General features: G+C 55.0%; 17 protein-coding genes. 11 read left to right on the top strand and 6 right to left on the bottom strand.

Features of this window, described 5'->3' with window-relative positions; all coding sequences use genetic code 11:
- Positions 1-2: 2 nt before the first annotated feature.
- Positions 3-578 (bottom strand): NAD(P)H-dependent oxidoreductase, encoded by a 576-nt coding sequence (locus AC0V6N_RS11665; RefSeq protein WP_486171719.1) that lies wholly within the window; start codon positions 576-578, stop codon positions 3-5.
- 101 nt (positions 579-679) lie between these two features.
- On the opposite strand from AC0V6N_RS11665, the gene AC0V6N_RS11660 reads away from it, so the two are divergent.
- A complete protein-coding gene (locus AC0V6N_RS11660; RefSeq protein ID WP_486171718.1) occupies positions 680-1,843 on the top strand; it encodes a PAS domain-containing sensor histidine kinase in 1,164 nt (387 codons plus the stop codon).
- Entirely contained in the window at positions 1,833-2,498 is a 666-nt protein-coding gene (locus AC0V6N_RS11655; RefSeq protein ID WP_486171717.1) for a response regulator transcription factor, read from the top strand. Before AC0V6N_RS11660 ends, AC0V6N_RS11655 begins: the two co-directional genes overlap by 11 nt.
- On the opposite strand, the gene AC0V6N_RS11650 is transcribed toward AC0V6N_RS11655, so the two are convergent.
- Positions 2,499-2,861, bottom strand: coding sequence for a hypothetical protein (locus tag AC0V6N_RS11650; RefSeq protein ID WP_486171716.1), 363 nt, complete (start codon positions 2,859-2,861; stop codon positions 2,499-2,501).
- A gap of 218 nt (positions 2,862-3,079) precedes the next feature.
- Here AC0V6N_RS11650 and AC0V6N_RS11645 point away from each other — a divergent pair, with 218 nt between their 5' ends.
- Both AC0V6N_RS11645 and AC0V6N_RS11640 read left to right on the top strand, forming a co-directional pair.
- Positions 3,080-3,340: a hypothetical protein gene (locus AC0V6N_RS11645; protein ID WP_486171715.1), complete on the top strand. Its 261-nt coding sequence runs from the start codon at positions 3,080-3,082 to the stop codon at positions 3,338-3,340.
- A gap of 24 nt (positions 3,341-3,364) precedes the next feature.
- Positions 3,365-4,726 (top strand): MBL fold metallo-hydrolase RNA specificity domain-containing protein, encoded by a 1,362-nt coding sequence (locus tag AC0V6N_RS11640; RefSeq protein WP_486171714.1) that lies wholly within the window; start codon positions 3,365-3,367, stop codon positions 4,724-4,726.
- A 3-nt stretch (positions 4,727-4,729) separates the two neighbouring features.
- Here the strand turns inward: AC0V6N_RS11640 and AC0V6N_RS11635 are convergent, their stop codons facing one another.
- Together AC0V6N_RS11635 and AC0V6N_RS11630 are read right to left on the bottom strand one after the other, a co-directional pair.
- A complete protein-coding gene (locus AC0V6N_RS11635; protein WP_486171713.1) occupies positions 4,730-4,897 on the bottom strand; it encodes a hypothetical protein in 168 nt (55 codons plus the stop codon).
- 33 nt (positions 4,898-4,930) lie between these two features.
- Entirely contained in the window at positions 4,931-5,374 is a 444-nt protein-coding gene (locus AC0V6N_RS11630) for a baeRF12 domain-containing protein (RefSeq protein WP_486171712.1), read from the bottom strand.
- 198 nt (positions 5,375-5,572) lie between these two features.
- On the opposite strand from AC0V6N_RS11630, the gene AC0V6N_RS11625 reads away from it, so the two are divergent.
- The 3 genes from AC0V6N_RS11625 (at position 5,573) to AC0V6N_RS11615 (ending at position 8,039) form a co-directional block, all read left to right on the top strand.
- The gene (locus AC0V6N_RS11625; protein ID WP_486171711.1) at positions 5,573-6,370 is read left to right on the top strand and encodes a SpoIIAA family protein; all 798 of its coding nucleotides are present in this window, start codon (positions 5,573-5,575) and stop codon (positions 6,368-6,370) included.
- A gap of 13 nt (positions 6,371-6,383) precedes the next feature.
- Positions 6,384-6,662, top strand: a complete 279-nt coding sequence (locus AC0V6N_RS11620; RefSeq protein ID WP_486171710.1) for a DDE-type integrase/transposase/recombinase — start codon at positions 6,384-6,386, stop codon at positions 6,660-6,662.
- A gap of 477 nt (positions 6,663-7,139) precedes the next feature.
- A complete protein-coding gene (locus tag AC0V6N_RS11615) occupies positions 7,140-8,039 on the top strand; it encodes an MBL fold metallo-hydrolase (RefSeq protein ID WP_486171709.1) in 900 nt (299 codons plus the stop codon).
- A gap of 433 nt (positions 8,040-8,472) precedes the next feature.
- Here the strand turns inward: AC0V6N_RS11615 and AC0V6N_RS11610 are convergent, their stop codons facing one another.
- The gene (locus tag AC0V6N_RS11610; RefSeq protein WP_486172479.1) at positions 8,473-9,117 is read right to left on the bottom strand and encodes a queuosine precursor transporter; all 645 of its coding nucleotides are present in this window, start codon (positions 9,115-9,117) and stop codon (positions 8,473-8,475) included.
- Between the two features lie 171 nt (positions 9,118-9,288).
- On the opposite strand from AC0V6N_RS11610, the gene AC0V6N_RS11605 reads away from it, so the two are divergent.
- The 3 genes from AC0V6N_RS11605 to AC0V6N_RS11595 all read left to right on the top strand — a co-directional run bounded on the left by AC0V6N_RS11605 (position 9,289) and on the right by AC0V6N_RS11595 (position 15,328).
- Positions 9,289-10,599 (top strand): NupC/NupG family nucleoside CNT transporter, encoded by a 1,311-nt coding sequence (locus AC0V6N_RS11605; protein ID WP_486171708.1) that lies wholly within the window; start codon positions 9,289-9,291, stop codon positions 10,597-10,599.
- A 55-nt stretch (positions 10,600-10,654) separates the two neighbouring features.
- On the top strand, positions 10,655-11,587 hold the full coding sequence (locus tag AC0V6N_RS11600) for an isopenicillin N synthase family dioxygenase (RefSeq protein ID WP_486171707.1): 933 nt from the start codon (positions 10,655-10,657) through the stop codon (positions 11,585-11,587).
- 315 nt (positions 11,588-11,902) lie between these two features.
- Positions 11,903-15,328 (top strand): TonB-dependent receptor, encoded by a 3,426-nt coding sequence (locus AC0V6N_RS11595; protein ID WP_486171706.1) that lies wholly within the window; start codon positions 11,903-11,905, stop codon positions 15,326-15,328.
- Positions 15,329-15,434: 106 nt separating this feature from the next.
- Here the strand turns inward: AC0V6N_RS11595 and AC0V6N_RS11590 are convergent, their stop codons facing one another.
- Positions 15,435-18,509, bottom strand: a complete 3,075-nt coding sequence (locus tag AC0V6N_RS11590) for an ATP-binding protein (protein ID WP_486171705.1) — start codon at positions 18,507-18,509, stop codon at positions 15,435-15,437.
- A gap of 95 nt (positions 18,510-18,604) precedes the next feature.
- Here AC0V6N_RS11590 and AC0V6N_RS11585 point away from each other — a divergent pair, with 95 nt between their 5' ends.
- Positions 18,605-19,333 (top strand): hypothetical protein, encoded by a 729-nt coding sequence (locus tag AC0V6N_RS11585; RefSeq protein WP_486171704.1) that lies wholly within the window; start codon positions 18,605-18,607, stop codon positions 19,331-19,333.
- The last annotated feature ends 21 nt before the right edge of the window (positions 19,334-19,354 follow it).

Genomic DNA, 19,354 nt, shown 5'->3' with positions numbered 1-19,354 from the left:
GTTCACTGTCCCCGCCACCCCATCGTCTCCACACGCTTCAGCCATTTCTTGCGATAGCCGGGCCAGCTATCCACCCGTCCGATGATGTTGGTATGAACAGGCTTAATGCCGACAAAATGGAGGATGTGGCGCTTCAGGCTTTTCACGCTGTGTGAGAAGAAGAAATAGCGATAGATCGGAGCCGGTGTGCTCATAGTGACGATTACCCGAGCTGATTTGCCGGTTAGCAGCTTTCGCCACTTGGCTTGCGCAGTGATCTCGACTGCGAAGCCTGGACGAAAAACCTGCTCAAAGAATGCCTTCAGTAGCGCTGGAACATCGCCCATCCAGAGTGGGTAAAAGATGACCAAGTGATCGGCCCACGCGATGTCTTGCTGAGCCTTTGCAATATCCTCTTCAGGCTCAAGCTCATTCCACACGCGCGGCTCGCGGAGCATTGCGATGTCCAACTCAGCTATGTTTATCCGCCTGACCTCATGGAGCTCTTCAGCGCCTTGCTGATAGGCATCCGCAAGAGCGTGTATGTAGTGCTGAGGCTCACCACTAGGGTGGCCATCGATGATGGTGATCCGTTTCATGAGGCTCAAATGCCCTAAAGCCAGACTCGCCTAATATAGGTAAATATCCTAAGATCAGCAGATTGGACGAGTTCGGTAGCGCGTCCATGCAAGGGAATATTGTGATAGAATCCGAACTAGCCCGAGCAACTCCAAAGTCGTTTTTGTCACGGCTCAGCCCTGAGGAGTTGCACGCGCTGATCGACACTGCACCCGATGCGATCGTGATCTCGGACAATCATGGGTCAATCCTGTCTTTCAGCAAGGGTGCCCAAGACATTTTCGGTTATTCTGAGGCTGAGGTGCTTGGCGAGAACGTCAGCATTTTGATGCCTTCACCTGATCGTGATGGGCATAGTCGCTACATGCACAACTATGCCGAGACTGGTAAAGCAAAAATCATCGGGATTGGCCGCGTGACAACTGCTCGGCATCGCGATGGAAGCACCTTTCCAATTAAGCTGGCAATCGGTGACCTGGCGACTGACGGCAAGAGAGGGTTTGTTGCTTTCATCCGAGATTTGACCGAGACGAAGGCGTCAGAGCGAGAATTGCATACGCTGCAAAGCGAGCTTGCTCATGTCTCTCGAATTTCATCGATGGGTTCGCTTGCGACGTCACTAGCGCATGAACTCAATCAACCACTGACCGTGGTGGCCAACTATGCACATTCTGCCCGTGATCTGCTTTCAGACCCATCGGACGAAAACATTGAACTAGTCCGCGAAGCATTGAATGAGTGTGCGTCCGCGGCGCTACATGCGGGTCAGATTGTTCATCGATTGCGGGATTTCATAAAGCACGGCGAAACGGAGCGCCAATTGGCGAGCCTCGGTCGGATCATTCAGGAGGCATCGGCCCTCGCGCTTATGAATGGCGATGGCAAAGGCGTTGACTTTGAGACGGAACTGGACCCGACAGCGGATCAGGTGATCGTTGATCCGGTCCAAGTCCAGCAGGTTGTGCTCAACCTGATCCGCAACGCGCTCGAAGCAATGCTGGAGTCTCGTCACAAACAGTTGAAGGTCATCACCAAACGCAACGATAATGGGTTTGTACAGATTTCGGTGCTCGACAGCGGACCAGGCCTCGACCAGAAAATTGCGGAACGTTTGTTTCACCCGTTCAACAGCTCAAAAACAGGCGGAATGGGCCTTGGCTTGTCGATTTGTCATTCGATTGTTCAATCGCATGACGGCAAGATTTGGGCCGAGCCATCGGATCTAGGCGGCACAGCATTCCATTTCTCAATTCCGCTAGCGGAGGCAGAAGACAATGGCGAGTAAATACCCGGTCTATCTCGTAGACGACGATGACAGCGTGCGTCGTTCGGTCGGTTTCATGCTCAAGACGTCGGACTTCACTGTGCAATCCTACGAGACTGGGACCCACTTCCTCAAAGAAGCTGGAATTCTCGATCCCGGTTGCGCGCTGCTTGATATCCAAATGCCTGAAATCGACGGCTTGGAAGTTCAGGCTGAGCTACGAGAACGCGGCATCGCATTTCCTGTTGTGGTGATGACGGGCCATGGTGATGTCGATATTGCGGTCCGAGCTATGAAGGGAGGAGCGGTTGACTTTATTGAGAAACCGTTCGCGAAAGAAACTCTACTCGAGGCGATTGGTGAAGCGTTCGATCAGCTTGATCGATCAGGCCAAAAGAGCAAACGGCGCGAGGAAGCCGAATTGCTCGTCAATGGTCTGACGCCGCGAGAGCACGACGTTTTGGTCGGACTCACCAAAGGCCACCCAAACAAAACGATTGGATACGACCTCGACATCAGCCCACGCACAGTGGAGATACACCGCGCAAATGCGATGAAGAAGCTCGATGTCTACAGTCTTTCTGACCTGCTGCGCATCGCTTTTGCAGCCGGTGTCGGTGACGAACCCGAAGCACTAGATCCTGCCATTGACACCACACGGGGTCGAGCAACTTGATCAATCGGATCTTATGTCGGCGATTGCAAACGGGATCCTACCGTGCGCGCTATCGGTGATCGGGATCACAGCACCAGTTAGAAAAGCGCAATGCTCAAAAGTAGCAATCGCTTTGCTCTGATCGCTCCCTAAGGATGGCACCAACATCCATGCCAAGCCACTTCTGGCCACAAAGCCAGACAGATCATGTTCACTGGCCCAATGTCTGCGCATGGTTGAGCGCCGCCCATCACGAGCATGCACATCGGGATCGATAAAGCCATCCGGCTTCAACGGTAGGCGCAATAAATAGCTGCGCACCGCTGAGCCCATTGGAAAACTAGCGGTAGGTCCGTGTTCGAGCCTGATGAGTTTCCAAGGCATGCAATTCCTCCGCTCGCCCCCTTTTGATACTCAGAGCAGCATCCAAACGACGCGAAAGTTTTCAGGCTTTGAGGCGATTGTCCCTCCGTAATCATCCTTAGACCGCAATCTTGTTAGTCCAACACTCCGCTTCGCTTCTTGACTACGGACATTTCCGGATAAGATGCTGATCGCTTGTGCGCGATAGTCACTGCATTCGTGAAACTTGGGAAACGAACATGGCGCTCAATCAAAAAAGCAAATCTGCCTCATTCTGGGCGACAACTCTCATACTGCTGATCATAGTCGGTGCATTCGTGCTCTTTAGAGACGTGATTTTCGATACCGAGCAAGCAACACAACCACCCCAGCCATCTACTGCCGAATGGACCCCCGCGCCTGACGGTGGAGTGCCGGTAGATTTGCCCGAAACTCCTGTTCGGGCTGTTCCAGTTGAAGAAGCACCATCTGGCGAAGCAGCCGAGCCTGATCCGGAGTAGCCAACAAAAATTTGCAGACTCTTTATGGTCAAACTCACTTTCTTGGGTGCAGCTGATACCGTCACCGGATCAAAGTTCCTTATTGAGACTAGGCATTGCAAGGTGCTCGTCGATTGCGGTTTGTTTCAGGGCTACAAGGTCTTGCGCTCCCGCAATCGCAATCCTCTGCCCGTAGATCCTGCGACGATTGATGCGGTTGTTCTGACGCACGCTCATCTAGACCATTCCGGCTATCTTCCGCTGCTTGTGAAGAACGGCTTTCGAGGAAAGGTGATCTGCACCGCCGGAACACGAGCTTTGTGTGGTTTGCTGCTACCAGACAGCGGTTATCTGCTCGAAGCTGATGCGCGTTATGCCAACCGCCGCGGGTACAGTAAGCACAATCCTGCTTTGCCACTCTACACCAGGGCTGATGCAGTCGCATCCTTGAAGCAGTTTTCGACTGCGCCTTTTGGTGAACGGATCGACACTGCGAGCGATTGTTCAATCAAATTCCGATATGCTGGACATATTCTAGGTGCCGCAATCGTCGATATGATCGTAGACAGGAGGCGGATCGTGATCTCAGGCGATTTGGGCCGATATGATGATCCGCTTATGTTCGATCCCGAACCAATTTCAGAGGCGGACTACCTATTAGTGGAATCGACTTACGGAGATCGATTGCACCCTGAACTCGACCCTCAAGATGAGCTTGAAAGCATCTTGGCACGGACTTTGAGGCGTGGTGGCAGCGTGATCATCCCCTCATTTGCCGTAGGACGCGCGCAAGCTCTCTTGTTCCACATCAATGCAGTTCGCGAGCGCGGCAACCTACCTGATACGCCGGTCTATCTCGATAGCCCGATGGCGTGCAGCGCGACTGATCTGTTTTGCAACCACGCCTCCGATCACAGACTAAGCGCAGCGCAGTGCCGCGATGCTTGGGATGACGTGTTCTACACTCGCGATGTCGAACATTCGAAGCGGCTTGACACAGAGCCCGGCTCCAAAATCATCATTTCAGCAAGCGGCATGGTCACCGGTGGACGCATTCTTCATCGGTTGAAACGCTACGCACCCGATCCCAAGAGCAGCATTGTGATTGCCGGTTATCAGGCTGGTGGCACGAGAGGTGCCGCTCTTCTGAACGGCGAGGAAACTCTCAAGATTCACGGAGACCATGTGCCTGTGAGAGCCGAAGTGGTCTCATTGAATATGCTCTCCGCCCATGCTGACAGAGACGACCTGCTGCGCTGGCTCAAAGGATTCAAAAAACCGCCAAAGCAATGCTTCGTCGTGCACGGGGAAGCTGAAGCGGCTGACCGTTTCCGTTTCAGGATCGCTGAACAGCTGGGATGGAAGGTGCGCGTGCCTGAGCACAATGAAACTGTGAACTTGGAATAGAATTCATTCCGGCATGGGAAACTCATCTGGCGATACATCCGGCTCGTAAATATCCGGCGCAAGCGGTTCGGTTTCTGGTGGGTATGGTGGCTTCGGCTCGGGCTCACGCATGGGCCGTTCGGGCGGCGAATTGGGCTCAATACGGTCCGGCTTTGGTGACTGTGTGGCCATCTTTGTCTCCAATGATCTTGAAGGAAGTCGGCGTTAGGGATCAACTGAACTGATGATTGAAACGATCTTCTCGGCGGAATGATTGACCACGTCTTTATCAATCTCAGCGCGAATCGAAGGCTTCAGCTTCGCAGGGCAGCATTTCCGAAACTCGCCCAACACTGCTGGCGCGGCCAGAAGGATCACGTCGTGATCATGCTCCCGCTGCATTTTGTCCAAAAGCTGCGAAGCCTCACGTACAAAATCCCTTTCAGCTTGGTCGTGCAGATCAGTCTCAGCCATCGCACTGCGGCGTGGCGAGCCGCTTGAAAACGAGCGACCAGGCCGGTCAGTGCCTTGGTCGCTAGATCGCGGATTGGTCGCTTCGCGTGAGATGATGGGCTGAAGAATAGGTCTTTGCGTATCCCCAGCGTTTCTAAAAAGATGCGCTTTTCGACCATCCATGGCCATAACCAGCGTGCCGGTCGCGATTTTCATTCCTTGTTTCCTCTATTTTGGTTTGCTGGACCGGAATAGCTCTGTGCTGAGGGCATCTCACTAAGGAAACCCCCTAGGGTCATAAGACAAAGGGGCACGGCGTTCTCGCGCTCTGCTTACCTACGGACCTTTCCGTAAATTGCGGCGCTGCGCACCCGGATAACATGCCGATCAGTACGTGACATTTAGGAGGTCCAGATGATCGAGTTTCTCTCAAAAACACCCGGCGTCGTAGCTTGCCGTTTGAGTCGGACGATTGAGCCCAAGGACACAGACCAGCTTACGCATGAGCTGGAGTTGGCGTTCGAGAATGATGGAAAAATCAACCTCTATTATGAACTCGATGAAGACATCGAAATGTCAGCTCAAGCTATCATTCACGGCTTGCGTAATGCGCTCGACATCTTTGCCAGACGTGATCAATTGGGACGCATCGCTATCGTAACCGACGACGCACTAATGCGCGCGCTCTCTAGAGCTGAAAGCGCCCTTCTCCCCAACATAAGTTACGAGCTCTTCGATCAGGATAAACGCTACCTTGCTAGAGAATGGATCGAAGGCACTTCGCCGCTCCCAAAAGGGCAGACGGTCGAGATACTTGAGACAGACTGCGACGACATCGTGGGCTTTACTGTGGATGGCAAGATCGCGGCTGAGGAGCTCCACGCGATTTCTGCCGAACTAAACAAGAGGCACAAAGCAAACCCACCAAAGGGCATGATCCTTATCCTTCGTAACTATGCCGGATTTGAACCATCGGGCGCCTTCAATATGGACTACATCCGCATGAAGTTGGCGATGCTCGGCGACCTCCAAAAGTACGCTGTGGTTGGAGCACCTCAGTGGATGGAAAAGTGGATCATCACGCTTCAGCCTTTGATCAAAATGGAGATCCGGACCTTCGATCTGGGCAATGAGAATGCTGCTTGGACTTGGCTTGGCGCTGAACCTATGGAGAAGCACCCGATCATGAAGTCATGCTCTGTAAGCTCTTGATGGCATCAAGAGCATGCAAGGCTACAGTCGGAGGCGTTACCATCTCGATGCGATATTTGTGAAAGTCGACGAGGAGATGCAAAGCCTGTGGAACGCTGTTTATTTCAAAGGCAAAGTTCTTGAAAGCTACGTTGCTAAAGAACGAGATAATGCAGCCACTTTGAAATTCTTCAAGCAGAAGTTTGAAGGGTATAACAGTCCGACTTACGTGATCGCAGGAGGACTGTGCGCATTGACCGCTGCTCCAGAAATTTGCTCATTGGGAGCCACCGAGAGACAAGCCGGCGGCTAAAGATCGAGCATAAACCCGCGCTTGTCGTTACGAAGGTGAAAGCGGATGATGCGGCGCTTTCTCTGGATAGAGTGGCTTCAAACAGTCGCCTCAGTTCGCACCAGACTGCCTCCACCGCCACTTCACACTGATATTATTGGTATTTTCTAGTGCTGCACTCCGGTTCCCATAACTGCTCCCCGATAGCCTTGCCGCTTAAGGGGCCAACGGCAGCTGTTGAGGGCAAGAGTGATAATCTCAATGTCCGCAACTGGGTCGGAAGCGGAATGACCACCTTTTGGTTTGAGGCGGTTGCAAGCTGACATTCCGCAATCGGCCCAGTTCAAGCCACTGCCTTATGACCGATTGTGGGGATGATAGCGGACACATAGATCGATTGCGCGAGAGGGAAATCAAGCGATCCAGTGACCAGCATAGAGGGATAGAAAACGGCCCCGCACGTTTCTAAGGCACACTCCCAACCAAGGAGACTCGGAAATGTCAAAGATCGCTCTACTGCTGACGCTGTTCGCCGCCGCTATCACGCCTTCGCACGCTCTGGCTCAATCTTTCAGCATAGAGCGCTTTGCTCAGGACGGCGCTGGCTCGGTCAACACCTGGATACTAGAGAGCGAAAATGAGGTCGTCGTAATCGATACGCAAAGATCCCTCTCGGCCGGAGTCGCGGCCGTCGAGCAGGTAAAGGCGATTGGAAAGCCAGTTGCTGCGATACTTCTCACCCACCCACACCCAGATCATTTCGGCGGGCTGGCCTCGTTCATTGCTGCTTTTCCTGAAGTGCCTGTCTACGCATCCTCCAAAACCGCTGAAATAATGAGGACCGACGGGAACGGCTTTATTGCGATGACGAAACAAGTGCTGGGCGGCGATGCCCCAGATCAGCAACTGCTACCAACCCGCCTCTTTAATGACGGAGACATTCTAACCTTTGGCACTATCAAGCTGAAGGCCGAAAACATCGGGCAAGGCGAAGCGGATTCCATGACTGTATTCTATTCGCTTCAGGAAAACGCGTTGTTCGCTGGAGATATCGTAGACAACGAGATGACGCCATTCCTGCTTGAGGGACACACTGCCAAATGGCTCGAGCAATTGGAGAAGGTCAAAGGCGCGTATGACGTTACAAATCCGCTCGTTTATCCCGGCCACGGCGAGCAAGCGACAATGGCTTTGTTCGACAAACAGATCGGGATGCTGCGGTGGCTGAGGTCGCGGATCGGCTCTTTGGCGCAAAATGGGTTTTCTGAGGAAGAATCTACCCAGATCGCAGCAGAGTATGAACGAAGGTATCCCAATCATCCGCCGGTCGCAGCGATCCCAGGCCTAGCCACATTGAACGTGCAAGCCGTCGCTGAAGAGCTTGCCAGCGCCCAGTGAGCCCCGCCTGTTTCAACATCGCGAGTTCGGCGCTGTTATTGGACCGCAAACTGAACGGCAACCTTGAGTGTGCCAAGCACTTGATCCGGACAGTCGGCAGGCGGCCCACTTTGAGCCACCAACTAACGTCCGACTTTGGGGGTGGAAGCGGACCTAACCCTATGGCGCTAAAGCCCTATGCAAGTTAGAGCATTTGCCAATCGCTACTTCTTTGCCGCAATGCGCAGATTGTAGTGTTGCAGAAACTCGGTTTTCCCAAATGGCACAGCTTTCTGCGTTAACCTCTTAACACACTTCGCTTTCGCGTTAGACTGCAAGAACACCTCAGCGGGCGCGGAATTCCCTGTAAATTCCTTGCATAACAGGGAATCCAATAGCTGAGACTGGTTAGAGATGGACTGCGCCATTCACCACCTTTTTCGTTTTGCTAGTTTCAACCAGCCGCTTTGCGGTTGTCGAGGGCTTGTGCGGCTTTCACACCTAGTGTGATCAGGAATGGTACGAGCACGATGCTGAGGAACACTTTGGCGAGGACTTGGCCGATTAGCAGGTTGGTGATGTCAAACTCACCGTAAAAGGCGAGCGTGATGAAAATCACCGAATCCACCGCTTGGCTGAGCGCTGAGGCAATCGCACCGCGCACCATTAGACCCCATGTGGTTGCCTCTCCGCTGCCGCGCAGTTTGGAAAAGATCCAGACGTTTAGCAGCAGCGAGGTGATGTAAGCTGCCGGGCCTGCCATCAATATGCGCGGGGTCTGGCCAAGCACGGTCTCAAACGCAGCCAAATCGGCGCTGCGGAACTCCAGCATTTCCGGCGATGCGGGCAAGGATAGAACTAGGTAAATCAGCGCTGCGGATAGGGCTAGCGGCAGAAAACCCACCCAGATCAGCCGATTGGCGAGCTTTTGCCCGTAGAGCTGAGCAATTGTGCTGGTGATCACGACGAGCAGCAGGAACGGAAAAATTCCCGCCTCAACAGCGAGCGGTGTTGGCCATAGCTGAACCTGCTTAAACGCGACGAAGCCAGCCAGAACTGTCATCCCGCCATATAGGATGATGTACACAAACAGGCCCATTGGCGCGTTATAGGCGGCCTCTGCATGTGGGCCCGTGATCTCGGATGCTGTCTCAGCTTTGGCTTGTGTGTCGCTCATGATTTGGGGGGGTAAGCGAGGCGTTTGCAAAAGGGAAGGTGGATGGCCTGCGCTGTCTACGGTTGCCTTCGCCCGCGCAAAATGCCACGCCCTATGCCCACGGGATCACACAGAATCAGGGGCGCTGCTTTCATCGCGGCGAGGACGACCATCACAGCCATTCTATACAGCCTTCTAGGGATCATCTGCATCCTAGGCATCGCCTTCCTGCTCTCTTCGGGTAAGCGGAACATCAATTTCAGAGTGGTCGGAGCCGCCTTTGCATTGCAGGCGTTGATGGCGTTGTTGGTTCTTCGCACACCCTTTGGCGCGACCGTGATCCAATATCTTTCCAACGGCGTGATCGCGCTGCTCGACTATTCGGTGGCAGGGATTGAAACGCTGTTTGGCCCAATGGACGGCAATCCGTTCGCAAACACATTCCTGATTGCGGCTCTGCCTGTGATTGTGTTCTTCGCTGCGCTTGTCGCGATCCTATATCACCTTGGTATTATGCAGCGGCTGGTGCGCTGGGTGGGCGGCGCGATTGGCTGGATTACAGGGATCAGCAAGGTTGAGGCGCTGGGAAGCGCTGCCAATATCTTTGTCGGCCAATCCGAAAGCCCGCTGGTAGTGCGCCCCTATCTGGCGGCGCTTCCACCGTCGCGACTGTTCACCTTGATGTGCGTTGGCATGGCAGGGGTCGCGGGGACCATCCTTGCAGCCTATGCCTCTTTCCTCGGCAGTGATGCTGTGCCTTATCTGCTTGCCGCAGCATTCATGTCCGCACCCGGCGGCATCCTGATGGCAAAGATCATCATGCCGGACGATCCCGAAGAAGCGGCGGCGCATGACAAGCTGCTTGAAGAAGTTACCGTTTCGGAAACGTTCGAAGAAGGCGAAAAGCCCGCCAACATTATCGAAGCTGCAGCCCAAGGCACGCAGACGGGTGTGAAGCTGGCAGTGGCCGTTGGCGCGATGGTGATGGTGTTTGTCGCGCTGGTAGCGCTGGCCAATGGAATATTGGGCGGGATCGGCGGATGGTTCGGTTATCCCGAAATCTCTTTCCAGCAGATGCTCGGCTATCTGTTTGCGCCCGTCATGTTCCTGATCGGCATCTCTGATTGGGACCAAGCGCAAATTGCTGGCGGATTGTTTGGGACCAAGATTGTCCTCAATGAATTTGTCGCCTTTATCGAACTGGGTGCGGTCGAAGGACTGACTGAGCGCAGCCGGGCGATTGTGACCTTTGCGCTGTGCGGTTTTGCCAATTTCTCTTCCATCGCGATCCAGATGGCGGTGACAGGTGGCCTCGCTCCTAATCAGCGTCCGGTTATTGCGCGGCTTGGGCTGAAGGCGCTGGCAGCAGGCAGTCTTGCGAACCTGATGAGTGCTGCTTTGGCGAGCCTTTTCCTGCCACTGTAATTCTTGCTGCAATACCTGCTGGAATAGCGCGCCTTGGCGTATTAGATGGTGGCATATGACACAGATTGACATTGCCTCCGTTTCGCTTGCCAGACCGCTTGAAGAGATCGCCGATGAGCTGGGCCGCAGCTTTGCCGAATATGGCTTTGCTGTGGTGCGTGATCACGGCATTCCGCAAGAATTGATCGATCAGGCAGAGGCCGCTTCAAAAGAATTCTTTGCCCTGCCTGACGAGGCCAAGCGCGCTTATAAGATCGAAGGCGGCGGCGGTGCGCGCGGATATACGCCGTTCGGGACAGAGAAGGCCAAGGACGCCGATATCTTTGACCTCAAAGAGTTTTGGCATGTCGGGCGCGGCCTCGATCCTAGCCACGAGCTAGCAGAGTTTATGGGGCCCAATATCTGGCCTGATGAGGTCGAACAGTTTGAGCCTGTCTTTACGCAGCTCTACTCCGCCTTTGAGACAGCCGGTGCGCGCGTTTTGGAAGCGATTGCGCTGCATCTGGGACTGGAGCGGACATTCTTTGCGCCAACGGTCGAAGATGGCAACTCGGTGATGCGGCTACTGCATTACCCGCCGCTTGGGTCTGATGCACCCGACGGGGCAATTCGCGCTGCCGCCCATGGCGACATCAACACGATCACGCTGTTGCTCGGCGCAGAGGAAGCGGGGCTGGAGCTGCTCACCAAATCGGGCGAGTGGCACGCGGTGGAAGCGCAGGAAGGCGCGCTGGTTATCAATGTTGGCGATATGTTGGAGCGGCTGACAGCTGGGCAGCTTGTTTCGACCACGCACCGGGTGGTGAACCCGTCCGGCCCAGCAAAACTGCGCTCTCGCTATTCGATGCCGTTCTTCCTGCATTTCCGCCCGGACTATCTGATTGAGCCGCTGGAGAATTGTGTCGCCAATACGGGCAGTGACCCGCAGCCCGCGATCACCGCGCATGACTTCCTGATGCAGCGTTTGCGTGAGATCAATTTAGCTTAGCTCGCATTATTCCCGAGTCGATTCTCTGACCCGGAAAAACGCCAAATTCGGTTCGTCTCTGCAAAATACCGCTTTATCACAGCGCGTATTTCAGACAGTCAGAATTCGCGTGGTCGTTGCGCTTGAGCAACACACCCTATGAGAGGCCCGGATTCCCTAGCGTTTGCTTGTGGATAAAGGCGCCAGATTTGGCCCGCGATCAATCGCCATCGCTTCGTGTCACACAACCGTCACAAAACAGTCGCTTTTGTGCAGCGCAGCGCTTTTAGGGGAGCGCGCATCGCTAACCCTCCAATGTGATCAGGGGCACCTCTCATGAAGATCAAATACCTTTTAGCAGCGAGCGTCGTCAGTCTCTCTGCTGCAGCAACTATTGCGACCCCAGCGGCCGCACAGCAGATTACGTCTGGCGTTGAAGGCCAGGTAACCGACGCTGATGGCAATGCGCTGTCAGGCGCGATGGTCTCCATCGTCGACACGCGGACCAACCAGACGAACGAAGCCACCACCGATGCCAGCGGTAACTTCCGTGTTCAGTCGCTCCCACCAGGCGGCCCATACACTGTTACTGTGACCGCAGACGGTTTCGAAGGTCAGACGGTTGAAGACGTCTTTACCAACATCTCAGGCAACACCGGTTTCACCTTTGCTCTGGCATCCAGCAGCACAGGGAACACCATTGTTGTCACCGGCGCCCGCGCCCGCGTAACGCAGGTTGCTGTTGGCCCAGGTGCTGCATTCGGCACCGAAACACTCGAAGCGTTCCCATCGATCACTCGCGACATTCGCGACATCATCCGCATCGACCCACGCGTAAGCCTTGAGCAGAACAACGACGTTGATCGTATCTCTTGCTTGGGCGGTAACGACCGTACGAACACCTTCACGGTTGACGGTATCGTTCAGTCAGACGTGTTCGGCTTGAACGGGACGCCTTTTGCCGCGCGTAACTCGCTCCCGCTTCCATTCGACGTGGTCGATCAGATCTCTGTCGAGTTTGCACCGTTCGACGTTGAGTACTCGGAATTCACCGGCTGTCTCGTCAACGTTGTTACCGAAGCTGGTACCAACAAGTTCAGCGGTTCTGCTTTCATCACATACTTTGATGATGGCCTGTTCGCTAACGAGATTGATGGTGCACCGCTCAATGCCAGCGAAGAAAAGCGCTGGGGCGTAACACTGTCTGGCCCGATCATCCCTGATCGCCTGTTCTTCTCCTTCGGATACGAAGAAGCTGACCTGAGCCAGGGCAATAACTTTGGCCCAGCTGGCGGCGGTTTCACTAACGAAGCAAACTTTGCGACAGTGGACCAACTGAACGAATTCGCTGAAATCGCTAACCGCGTTTACGGTCAGGATATTGGCGGCTACCCGACGACGCTTGCCGAAGGTAACGTGCGTTACTTCGGTCGTCTTGACGCGATCATCAACGATGACCACCGTCTCGAAGCGACTTATCAGCGTCTCGAAGAAACCAATATCGAGCCTGACTTTGGTGGTGGTGAAATCGGCGGCTTCAACTCGTTTGAAGACGAGGGCACCATCTCTGACTACTACTCAGTGCGACTGTATTCTGACTGGAGCGACACGATCTCTACTGAGCTTCGTGTGAGCCGCGCCGAAGTGGGCGACGTTCAGGGCCCAGTTGGCTTTGGCGAAGCGCAATCGGCTAACCCAACCCCGCGTCTTGTTGTTGGTGTGACGCCGGTTGACGGTCAGACCACGGAAAATGGTCGTCTTGCAACAGGCCCCGGCATCTTCCGCTCAGCCAACCAGCTCGACACTCGCATCGACCAAGCTCGTTTCCAAATGAACGTGGATGCTGGCAACGGTCACTTCCTCAAATTTGGTGCGGAAGTGAACGATCTGGAAGTGTTCAACCTGTTCGCCATCAACGCGACTGGTACATTGTTCTTCCAAAACCTCGCTGATTTCGAAGAAGGCCTGCTTGCGCAGGGCGGCTTCTCGAGCGTCTTTACCGATGCTGACGATCTTGTCGGCGGTGCGGTTGGCGGAGCAACCATTGCTTCTGCTGCTGGTGGCGACATCAACAATGCAGCGGCACGTTTTGGCCGTCAGATCTACTCATTCTACGCTCAGGACGAGTGGGATGCGACTGACCAGCTTTCAGTAAATGCCGGTGTTCGCGTTCAGCTTTATGACGGTGATGCACCACGTGCGAACCCGAACTTCGTTGCTCGCTATGGCTTCAACAACGCCAATTCGTTCGCTCGGATTGACCCAGTTGTGCTGCCGCGTTTCTCAGCCACGTACAACTTTGACAATGAAGGGTTCTTCTCAGACACCCAAGTCACTGGTGGTGTGGGTATCTTCTCGGGCGGTGACCCGGTTGTGTACTTCTCCAACGCGTTTTCGAACAACGGTTTCTCCAGCGCGAATGGCGACACCTTCGATTGCGCTGCTGCGGACCTGACGACCGACGCGGCCACTGGCCAGATTGACGTTGTAACGGGCGGTCAGTTCACTGGCATTCCGCAATGTGCGGTTGCCGCTGGTGTATCCTCCGCTGAGCAAGGTCTGGCTGACGTTCAGTCAACCGATCCTGACCTCAACGTTCCAACCGTGACCCGTGCAAACCTTGGTCTGCGCACCACATTTGGTCCAGAAACAGGCTTCTTCAGCAACTGGAACTTGCAGCTCGATTACATCTATTCGCGCTTCAACAACCCGCTGAACTTCGTTGACCTGTCACAGGCACCAAACATCGATGCAGGCCTCACAGGCTTCACCGTCGATGGTCGTCCGATCTACGCTGCAGTTGATGCAACGCAGACCGGTTGTGACGCGACGCTCACCAATCAGGGTGGCACGCCGCCGGCTTACACCGGTCTGACGTCTGACTGCTTTGGTACGCGCCGTGATGACAACATCCAGCTGACCAATGGCCGTTCATCGGACTCGCACTCGATCTCAGCAGTGATTTCGAAGCGTTTCCAAAGCGGTCTGTTCACGCAGGGCGGTTCAACCAACGTAACCTTCGGTTACGCCTTCACCGACTCCAACAACGCACGTAACAACCAGTCTTCGACAGCGACATCTTCGTTCGATGCGACGGCTGCGTTTGATCGTCAGGATCCGGCTGTATCAACGGCTACCACTGAAACCCGCCACAACTTCACCGCGGCGGTCAACTTCCGTGAGCAGTTCATCGATGGCTACGACACAAGCTTCGGCTTCTTCTTCCGTGCTCGTGAAGGTCGTCCTTACAGCTTGACCTTTGATGGTGGCGGCGTCTTCGCTGACAGCGCATCGGGTAACGACAACGCTTTGCTCTATGTTCCGTCAGGCTTGACCGATCCAAACGTTTCACCACTCTCGGATCCAGATGCGGTTCAAAACGTCATCGACTATGTTGGTGCGTCGGGCTGTGGCTTCACCCCTGGTGAATCGATCCGTCGCAACACCTGTCGCAATGACTGGCATGTCGATCTCGACCTGCGTTTCAGCCAAGAGCTTCCATTCCTTGGTAGCCTGACTGGCGTTGCGGATGACCGTATCGAAGTCTTCGCTGACTTTGCGAACTTCCTGAACCTGATCGACTCCGGTGCAAACATCCTGCGTTCACGCGGCGGTTTCAACGGTCTGGTTGATGTGGCTGACGGCGGTGTTGACGATGAAGGTCGTTACATCATCAGCGGCTTCAACCCTGATGATCAGAACTTCATCGCGATCAGCCCATCTGCATGGCGGATCCAGATCGGTGCTCGTTACGAATTCTAATTCGTAGCCTATCCGATAGGATAAAGATTAAGCGGCGGAGCCTTACAGGTTCCGCCGCTTTTCTTTTGCGCGGAATACTTTGCGATGCCGATCCTTGAAGAATGCCTTAGCTCGCCTGCGCCAACGCTTCGGCGGGATCATCGGCAACGCTCAGCAGTTCAAAGGCGAGCGCTTCTCGCACTTTGCCAGGTAGATCGTCTCGCAATGAGCGTTCGAAAGCAGCGGCCTGATCGCCGAGCTCGGGCTCATCAAAAATTGCGGCAGTTCCAGCTAGCTTATGGATGATCCGCGCGAGTTCCTCAAAATCCGCATTGCTCGTATCATCCGCCCCTAATTCCCCGCTTTCGAGCGCTTCGCGAACAGCCTCAATCGCCTCGCTACGCCGTTGATTCCAGCGGCGCAGCAAGGATGGCGAGTGTTTTGGAAAGGCGCTTTGTGCCGAATTTCGCCCGAGCGAGTTTGCCAGAACGTTGCGCTGCGTATGTGCGGCTTCACCTGTGTCTTCGGCTTCGATAATGCGCGTGGGCAGCCAGCGCTGCAGCGCTCTGGCCAGATCGGAGAAGTCGATCGGCTTTGACAAATGGGCCTGCATGCCAGCGGCGCGCGCCGCGTTAATGTCTGATGGAAAGGCGTTCGCGGTGAGCGCGATGATCGGCATCACATCGGGACCAATCCCTTCCTTTCGAATGGCGCGTGCCGCGTCATAGCCATCGCAACCGGGCATCTGGATATCCATCAGAACCAAATCATAGGGATCATCGCGCATGATGCTTTCCATCACCATAGCAATGGCTTCATGCCCATCATGGGCAACGGCGACTGTCTGGCCACATCGCTCCAACATTTCGACCGCCAGGACCCGGTTTACGTCATGATCTTCCGCGAGAAGGATGCGGGCTGAGATGGGCAGATAGTCTGAATGGTCGGGCGCATCGTTGGATTCGGCCGTGTCAGAGATGGGAAGAAGCGGACCACCATGCGCGCCAAAGTCCAATTCCCCTTCGGATTCGCTCGGTTGATCGGATCCGATGACTTCGGCGGGCAGTTTGAGTCTGAAGGTTGAGCCTGTGCCAAGAATGCTCTCTGCATCAATGCTTCCTCCCAGCAAATCGGCCAGTTGGCGGCTGATTGACAGACCCAGCCCCGTTCCACCAAAACGCCGCGCAGTATCGCTTTCCGCTTGAGTGAACGGCGTAAAAACATGCTCCAATGCCCCAGGCGAAATACCGATCCCGGTGTCTTCGACGTGTAGGCTAAAGACGCCATCTTGCAGGTCACAAATGACGTTCACTTCGCCATCTTCGGTAAATTTGACTGCATTCCCGATCAAATTGAGTGCGATCTGACGCAGACGCAGAGCGTCTGTCATCACAATCGGGTGGGCAGCGGTCTGATCGCACATATCGCAATAGGTGGAGCACCCTTGCGACGTGCTGCATGGGATATGAAAGTTGAGTTCCAGCCCCTTCTTTTCTGCCAACGGGCGATGCAGCATCACGCATTCATTGATCGTCGCAAATAGATCAACGGGGCTTTCATCGATTGAGATTTGACCTGCTTCGATCTTGGACAGATCAAGAATATCATTGAGCAACAGCATCATGGAGCGGCCCGACTGCACGATCATGTCGACATGGCGGCGATTTTCATCCGTCAAATCGCCCTGCAGCATCAATTCAGCAAAACCCAAAACACCGTTCATGGGAGTGCGGATTTCGTGGCTCATATTGGCTAGGAATTCTGTTTTTGCTTGGGCTGCATCCTCAGCCTTGCAGCGCGCTCTAGTCAAAAGCAGCTCAAGCTCGACCCGTTCTGTCACATCGCGAGCTGACAGAACCAGTCCGCTGCGCTCGCCTGTCTCTGGGTTGTAGGCGATGGCCGCATCTGCTTCGATGAAAACGGGGGTACCATCTGCCGCATCCAGCATGCGTTGATAGGTCAGGCGTTCCTTTTCGTTCTCTCCGTTCAGCAATCGGTCTAGCATATCGGCCAAGTGGTCTTGCCCTTGCCGGCGCGCCATCCCGACAATCGAAGTGCCCACAATGTCATCTGGCTGATGGCCCAAAATGTCACAAACTGATGGAGAGGCGTAGGTGCACACGCCATGATCATCGACCTTTAGAACGGCATCGGTCACATTCTCTGTGAGTAGCGCAAGCTGTTGGCGCCCGGCGATCAGTTCGTCAGTCATGCGCTCACGCCCGGCCAGAATGGCCGCGATTGGCAGACCTGTGAGGAAATTGGCAGCGATGAAGGCTTGCAGCAAGAATACTTGCGAAGAGCCCAATACACTTGCCGCCGCAATCGGACCCATTTGCGTGAGTGTCATGATGCTGGCCAAAACCGCCATCGCTGGCACGTAAAGCGCGGTCCCAAGCCCTCCGACCCTGAACGCCATGAGCAAAGTGATCGGCGGGATCAGGAATAAGAGCGGATATTGATCTTGGGCAAAGACTGCCGCGACTGTCGACAGGCCAGCAATTGTCAGGATCGTCCATTCCGCTAGTTTGCCGATGGCCGGCTTGTGGCGTTTGCGCAACGCATCCAGTGCCAGCAGGAAGGTGGGAACGACCAGGATCATTCCCATCGAGTGGGCAAAAAACCATGTGATTGCGCGCTCGGACCCATTCTCACCGGCCAGGATTGTCGAGCCAGCGACCACAAATGACGAGCATATCGGCCCGACAAGACCGCCTGCGAAAAGGAACTGCCCCAGATCTTTGACATCGGACATGTCGAGCAAGCCGCTACAACTGCGCCTTACCAGACAAGTGACGATTGCGACTTCGATCAAATTGCCAATCGTTAGAATGCCGAGAAATATACCCGTGTGCCCGGCATGGAAATTCGCAGCGATTAGCGCGGCAGCAAAACCGATATAGAGCGGCACCTCATTGCTGACTCTGACCCGCAGCATAATCAGGGTCGCTGCAGCCGCGGGCAGCCATACGCTGGCGAGAGCGGAGCCAAAGCGCGAAAGCTCGATACACAGCCAGCCCAACGTGAACAGCAGCGCGCTTGCGCAAATCCCGGCCACAATGCTGGATGCATCGATTGGTCCCAATCGGATAGCATCGCTCAGGGTGGTCACACGCCCTAGTGATGCGGCGGACTTGGAAAGCAGGGTTGATGTTGGCGCACTTTCGGGCCTAGCGTGCGGCGTTTCAATTGTACGGCCCATCAGGCATACCTCGGGTGTCGTTGTGATGGCGCTGTCGATTGGTCCGGCATCGCCAATTAATGAAGCTTCGAAGCCGCAAACATGACACGGGAGTAATGAGCATCTCCAAATCGCGTTATCAGGGAAAACCGAAGGGTGTGCGCTGGGGCTTGGTCCTTGGCCTCGTTATCTTTCACGTGGTCGCGCTGTACGGATTGTCGCGGCTGCTCGCGCCTGAATTCACCGCTTCGGTGGAACGCGAAGTTGTGTCGGTGTTTACGGTCATTGTGACTACGCCAGAGGAAGAAGCGCCCGAAACTCCGCCCGAACCTGACGAAGGCGCAGCTGGCGCGCCGGGGGAAGAGGCGGTTCCCCAGCCTGTAACCGCTCCTCCGGCAAGGGTTGAGACAAGACCCACGCCGCTCCCGCGCGCTTCCTCAACAGGAGAAGCCAATCGCTCCGGTGCGCGCGAGGCAGGCGATGGAACCGGCAATGAAGGAGAGGGCGAAGGCACAGGCAGCGGCAATCGCGGCAGCGGGCAGGGCAATGGCGTTGCGGTGCGGCCCAGTGTCCGCTCTGGCAGCTTGGATGCCCGGCGCGATTTTCCGGTGCCAGATGGAGGACGCGCAGCGCGATTTGGCACATCTGTGACCGTTGTTTTCACTGTTACGACGGATGGCAGAGCGCGCAATTGCTCGGTCGCAAACAGCACAGCAGATGCGGCCAGTACGGCTCTCGTTTGCGGGTTGGTAACAGAGAAAATCCGCTTTAATCCAGCGGTCACCCGATCTGGAGAACCGGTAGAGGCGCGCTATGGATATCGCGTCGATTTTCGCGAGCGGTAGAGTGCCTAGAGTGAAAAATCC

Source organism: Erythrobacter sp. S57(2025) (genome assembly GCF_057365055.1).
The sequence above is the reverse complement of the archived record's forward strand: the minus strand, read 5'-3'. Positions and strand labels throughout refer to the sequence as shown.

Excerpts from the sequence above, each read along its gene's own strand:
- AC0V6N_RS11600 (WP_486171707.1), top strand. The coding sequence starts at position 10,655 with ATGACACAGATTGACATTGCCTCCGTTTCGCTTGCCAGACCGCTTGAA.
- AC0V6N_RS11645 (WP_486171715.1), top strand. The coding sequence starts at position 3,080 with ATGGCGCTCAATCAAAAAAGCAAATCTGCCTCATTCTGGGCGACAACT.
- AC0V6N_RS11640 (WP_486171714.1), top strand. The coding sequence starts at position 3,365 with ATGGTCAAACTCACTTTCTTGGGTGCAGCTGATACCGTCACCGGATCA.
- AC0V6N_RS11655 (WP_486171717.1), top strand. The coding sequence starts at position 1,833 with ATGGCGAGTAAATACCCGGTCTATCTCGTAGACGACGATGACAGCGTG.
- AC0V6N_RS11585 (WP_486171704.1), top strand. The coding sequence starts at position 18,605 with ATGAGCATCTCCAAATCGCGTTATCAGGGAAAACCGAAGGGTGTGCGC.
- AC0V6N_RS11610 (WP_486172479.1), bottom strand. The coding sequence starts at position 9,117 with ATGGGCCTGTTTGTGTACATCATCCTATATGGCGGGATGACAGTTCTG.
- AC0V6N_RS11665 (WP_486171719.1), bottom strand. The coding sequence starts at position 578 with ATGAAACGGATCACCATCATCGATGGCCACCCTAGTGGTGAGCCTCAG.
- AC0V6N_RS11630 (WP_486171712.1), bottom strand. The coding sequence starts at position 5,374 with ATGAAAATCGCGACCGGCACGCTGGTTATGGCCATGGATGGTCGAAAA.
- AC0V6N_RS11620 (WP_486171710.1), top strand. The coding sequence starts at position 6,384 with ATGCAAGGCTACAGTCGGAGGCGTTACCATCTCGATGCGATATTTGTG.
- AC0V6N_RS11635 (WP_486171713.1), bottom strand. The coding sequence starts at position 4,897 with ATGGCCACACAGTCACCAAAGCCGGACCGTATTGAGCCCAATTCGCCG.
- AC0V6N_RS11605 (WP_486171708.1), top strand. The coding sequence starts at position 9,289 with ATGCCCACGGGATCACACAGAATCAGGGGCGCTGCTTTCATCGCGGCG.
- AC0V6N_RS11595 (WP_486171706.1), top strand. The coding sequence starts at position 11,903 with ATGAAGATCAAATACCTTTTAGCAGCGAGCGTCGTCAGTCTCTCTGCT.
- AC0V6N_RS11650 (WP_486171716.1), bottom strand. The coding sequence starts at position 2,861 with ATGCCTTGGAAACTCATCAGGCTCGAACACGGACCTACCGCTAGTTTT.
- AC0V6N_RS11625 (WP_486171711.1), top strand. The coding sequence starts at position 5,573 with ATGATCGAGTTTCTCTCAAAAACACCCGGCGTCGTAGCTTGCCGTTTG.
- AC0V6N_RS11615 (WP_486171709.1), top strand. The coding sequence starts at position 7,140 with ATGTCAAAGATCGCTCTACTGCTGACGCTGTTCGCCGCCGCTATCACG.
- AC0V6N_RS11590 (WP_486171705.1), bottom strand. The coding sequence starts at position 18,509 with ATGGGCCGTACAATTGAAACGCCGCACGCTAGGCCCGAAAGTGCGCCA.